Annotated in this window: 4 protein-coding genes; all 4 read right to left on the bottom strand. The window is 31.3% G+C overall.

Annotated features, from left to right (window positions below):
- Positions 1-241: 241 nt before the first annotated feature.
- Entirely contained in the window at positions 242-580 is a 339-nt protein-coding gene (locus AC23MC_RS15470; protein ID WP_487569248.1) for a hypothetical protein, read from the bottom strand.
- 93 nt (positions 581-673) lie between these two features.
- Positions 674-2,245: a T9SS type A sorting domain-containing protein gene (locus AC23MC_RS15475; protein WP_487569249.1), complete on the bottom strand. Its 1,572-nt coding sequence runs from the start codon at positions 2,243-2,245 to the stop codon at positions 674-676.
- A 560-nt stretch (positions 2,246-2,805) separates the two neighbouring features.
- Complete coding sequence (locus AC23MC_RS15480; RefSeq protein ID WP_487569250.1) at positions 2,806-4,752, bottom strand: AAA family ATPase; 1,947 nt, start codon at positions 4,750-4,752, stop codon at positions 2,806-2,808.
- An 11-nt stretch (positions 4,753-4,763) separates the two neighbouring features.
- Positions 4,764-5,048: a type ISP restriction/modification enzyme gene (locus tag AC23MC_RS15485; RefSeq protein WP_487569251.1), complete on the bottom strand. Its 285-nt coding sequence runs from the start codon at positions 5,046-5,048 to the stop codon at positions 4,764-4,766.
- Positions 5,049-5,138: the final 90 nt, after the last annotated feature.

Genomic DNA, 5,138 nt, shown 5'->3' on the forward strand with positions numbered 1-5,138 from the left:
GAAGGAAGAATCTCAATTGCATAATTTTCAAACTCAAAAACCTCTCTTAAACCTTTAAACCTTTAAACCTTTAAACCTCTCTCGACCATCTTGTCATTCTGACGAAGGAAGAATCTCAATTGCATAATTTTCAAACTCAAAAACCTCTCTTAAACCTTTAAACCTTTAAACCTTTAAACCCTTAAATTTTTAACCTTTAAACCTCTCTCGACCATCTTGTCATTCTGACGAAGGAAGAATCTCAAATTTTAATAGTTGAATTTATAAATTCCAGTATTTTTTCATAATTGTTAATGTTGAAATTAATAAACTCCTGTAGATTATCTGTCAACCTTTTTTCAACATCTTTAGGATTAATTTGAATTGAAATCAAATCATCAATTGTTTTAAAACTAAAGTTTTCTTCATTTTTCCAAACTATAGAAAATTTACCTAATGCTTGATTAATTTTTAACTGGTGATGAACTTCTTGAAATGGAAGATTTCTATGTTGTAAATTTGCAACGATTCCATAAGTTATTTCACCACCTTTAATATTATATCTAGTATAAAAATAAGCATTATTGTTTTTTTGATGCATCAAAATATAACAATAAGGTTCATGAAAATCTGAAGGTGCTTTTTCAATTATCCAATCTTGAAAATACTTGATTAGAGTAAGTCTATAATTTTCTTATTGCTTAATAAATTTTGATTTATAGTTTTCGCCTTCAGCAATTACCTCAATAGTGTATATTCCTTTTGCAAGATGTTGAACAGAAACGTTAGGGATGTTGCTTGTTTGTTCCACTACAATCTTACCAAGCATGTCTGTTATGATGATTTTGGATAACTCGGTGAAATTTGGAAGATCAATATTTAAAACATCTGAAACGGGGTTTGGATATACACTTATGCTTTTTTTAGTAAATTCTTCATTGTTTAATAAAAAGCTATCGGGATTTAGTTTTATCAGCCAAGCATCTAACGAACGATTAGCGTTAAAAGTCCAATCGGGAGTTGCACCGGTACTAACATTTGTTCTGCTCATTCCCGCAATCATATACCCTTTATCGGCAGTTTCAACGATCCTATGTCCATCATCTTCACCGCCACCACCAAAACAGCGATGCCATTGTTTTATTCCTTCACTGTCAAGTTTAACTATCCAAGCATCATAACTTCCAGAAGAATGGTTTCCTGAGGCATCACCATTAGCAGAAATAGTTGAACCGCAAATAACAAATCCATCATCAGAAGTTTGTATAATTTCACTTTCATGATAGTTATCAGAAGAAGAGCCACCATAGCTTTTTTGCCAGATAATAGTACCGCTGGTATCCATTTTAACAACCCATAAATCGGTTGAACCACGATTAATTGTGGTCACATCACCATCATTAGATGATGAAGCCGCAGAAAGCAAATAGCTTCCATCGGCAAGAACAATGATACACTGTCCAAAATCTTCCTTAGTGCCACCCATTGTTTTCTGCCATTGTATTATTCCTAGGGAATCAACTTTGATAATGAATATATCAGACATTCCTTGATTGCTGGTAAAAGTTCCGTTGGATGATTTTGTTGTTCCCGTTATGATGTAGCCGCCATCTGGCGTTAATGCAACAGAATTTGCTATATCATCATTGCTTCCGCCATAAGGTTTCCACCATTGGGTAGTTCCGGTACTGTTTATTTTAACAAGGTACACTTCTTTAAGACCATTTCCGTTAGGAAGATTAGAACTAGAATATCCTACAACAATGTAACCGCCGTCAGGAGTTTGTTTAATATCACGGACGAAGTCATCACCCGGACCTCCCAAGCGTTTTTGCCATTGCAAATCTCCATTAGCGTCTAATTTCAATATCCAATAGTCATAACCTCCAATGGGATTGGTTACTGTACCATTTGTTGATTCTGAAACACAGGCTACAGCATAGCCACCATCGGCGGTATTAATGATTTTAATTCCTGCGTCATTTGAAAAGCCTCCATATAATTTTTGCCATTCTATACTACCCACAGCATCTGTTTTCACAATCCATACATCGCCATTAAATAAGCTATAAGACCATTGATATCCTACAACATCTCCATTCACAGAATTTGTCCTGCCGGAAAAGATATAACCGCCATCAGCCGTTTGTAGAACCGAATAAGCATTTTCTTGCTGAGATCCTCCGAATGACTTTTGCCATTGAATTGTAGGTGCCTGTGAAAAACACTTTGCAGATAATAAGATTAGTAAAAATATCCTCCTCATAAATATAAATTTATCCGTTGAAAACCATTTGTTAAAAACACCGCAAAAATAGGCAATATTCTATAACTTAGAACAATTAAAAACCTTTCCATCGCTGAAAAGGTTTTTAAATTTATGTTGTAATAACCGCTCCTACACAAACCGAGTAGGCTCAATAAACTGTATCAAATCTAAAAAATTAATTAAACATTTCCTCCCACCTTTAAAATTGATTCTTAACTATTCCCCACAATCCCAATCTCATCCTCACTCAACCCATACAACTCATAAATGAACTAAATCTATTTCGCTTTGTTAGCAGGTTTCAAACCCTTCGAGGGTTTAATCTCCTCCATCTTTTTCGTCCAACCTTTTAAACCCTTAACCTTTTAACCCTTTAAACCTCTCTCGACCATCTTGTCATTCTGACGAAGGAAGAATCCCAGTAGCAATGATTTTTAACCCATAAACATTTAAACACTTAAACAAATAATACTCGAAAGTATTTTTCCAAGTAAAAGTAAGGAAAGCCAGGGGAGGAAGAAGGCGATGACGTAACGTATAAACTTTATTTTAATTTTTTATCCCTTTATAAATTCATAAATTTCTTCAGTCAAAATTTTAATCTCTTCATTTTTTGAGAATACCTCCCAACTAAAATCTCTTTCAAATACTATTTCGCTTAATAAACGCTTATTGACTAAAGTTCCAAAAGTTTTATTATCAATTGTTTTGTAAATTGATTTATTCAAAACATCTTTACCTTCAATTTTTCCTAGGCTTACCCTAATTTCATTTAAATAATTCCCAATATATTTCTTTGAATATTTTTCAGATTTCACCTCAGAAGTTGCTTTTTTAATTCTTTCTGTAATTTCTTCTTTATGATTTTTTAAAAGCTCTTTATTACATAATTCAATCAAAATATCTTCCCAAATTTCATTTGATAAAAGATTTTCAATTTCTCTAATATTCCATATTATTTTTGGTATAAAGTTCTCTTTTTTTTGGTTTTCAAAAGCTTGAAGTCGATTCCATTTTTTTGAATTTTTTGTTGCCATATCAGAATCAGCTAACAAAAAAATTCTATTATTTAGCGATAAAGCTTTTATGTCTTTGAGAATTATTTCTTGCATTGATTCTTCGGCTTCAATAGAAAAAAGATAATGTTTAATATTTGAACCCGCATATTCAAAAAAAGCAAAGTCAATATCTTCTTTCAATTTATAAACCTCTTTTTTATATTTTAAATAGGATTTTAAAAATGCTTTAATATAATTTCTATCTGAGATGCCTTCCACCCATATACTGCAATTAGCCATAAAAACAGAAGAATTATTTACTCCTAGTTCCCGTAAAGTACTATTGTCTCCTGCATTAACATTTTTAATAATAAATTTATTTTCACCTTTATCGTCTACAATTCCTTGAAACGAATAAATTGAAACTTCTTCTTTCTCAATTGTTAAGTCTAAGAAATGATTTGAATGAGTGGTTATAAAGTATTTTAACTTTTTCTTTTTTAAATCTTCATTAGTAGAAATTTGTTCCAAGAAAAGTCTTTGCATTCCTGGATGTAAATTTAACTCCGGTTCATCAATGAATATAAAAGATTCATCTTCAGCCATAAAAATCTGATACATTAAAACAATTAGAGCTTGTATTCCGTCGCCAATATCTGATATTTTACGGGTAGTATTTTCTCCTTGAATATGTATGGTAATAGTTTCTTCAAGATTACTACCTTCCATATTTTTTCTTTTATCAAAATTGGCAACAATATCAGTTTGCCTACCATTAAAAAAATTAACACTGATAAAGTCTTCAAATTTTTGAAAATTTTCTCTTGTCTTTCTGTCTGAATTTCGTGCATTTAAAATCTCAATATATAATTGTAGTCCTGTAAAAAGTTGAACATCTTCATCAATTTTATAATTCCTTCTGTATGTATTGGAATATATATCTGCTTCAATTTTTTTATAATTTTCATTGTGTACAGAATATAACGAGTGAGATGTTCTTAACGTAGGTATATAATATTTACTTTTGTTTGAAATTTCATTATATAAATTACTGAGATTTATTGATGCAATATCAAAATCATTAATTTTTGGAACCAATCGTATTAAATTATTTTTTTTTGCATTATTAAAGTTAATAAATTCCTCAAAATTTGATAAATCTTCATAATCAATAAATTTGAAATTATTCTTAAGACCTCTCTCTAAATCTGATGCAAATGATGATATATTGCGATTTTTATAATTTTTTAATTGTTGATTACAAGAATTAATAATTAGTTGTATTATTCTATTATATTCATTTATTATTATTTTTAGATTTTCATTTTTTGAATAAATCCCGAATTGGTGATTAACAAGATTCCTCACAAATCTGCTCTTCCCTGAATTATTACTTCCAATAATAATATTAATAGTATTTGCATTTGGTAAAAACTTAAATTCAGTTTCCAAATCTTTCAAATAATAGCCTTCAAAATTTTTAGTGTCAATAATTATATCATACATCTGCAAATATTTTAAAATTCCAAAACCCCATCAATCCTCCCCATAATCCCATCCGTCTCTTTCAACGCCACAATGATTTTTTGATAATGCAAAATATCCTCATAACTCAACTCGCGACCTTTGCGGTCTTTCAGCCATTTTTGGGCAGGTTGATAGCCACCGATATAGAAATTCCAAGCCACTTCGGGAACATTCGCAAAAAATTGCGTTTCATTAATATATACGCGTCCTACATTCCCCTCCTTTGGAGGGGTGCCCATAGGGCGGGGTGGTTCTTCAGTTGGAGTCGTTTCCATAGGGCGGGGTGGTTTGTCTTGTCCTAAAATAGCTATACACAAAAAAATGTATATGGAAAACCCAGAACAAGAAATTTATGCTTCACGGGA

Source organism: Flavobacterium sp. T50_26, assembly GCF_057652995.1.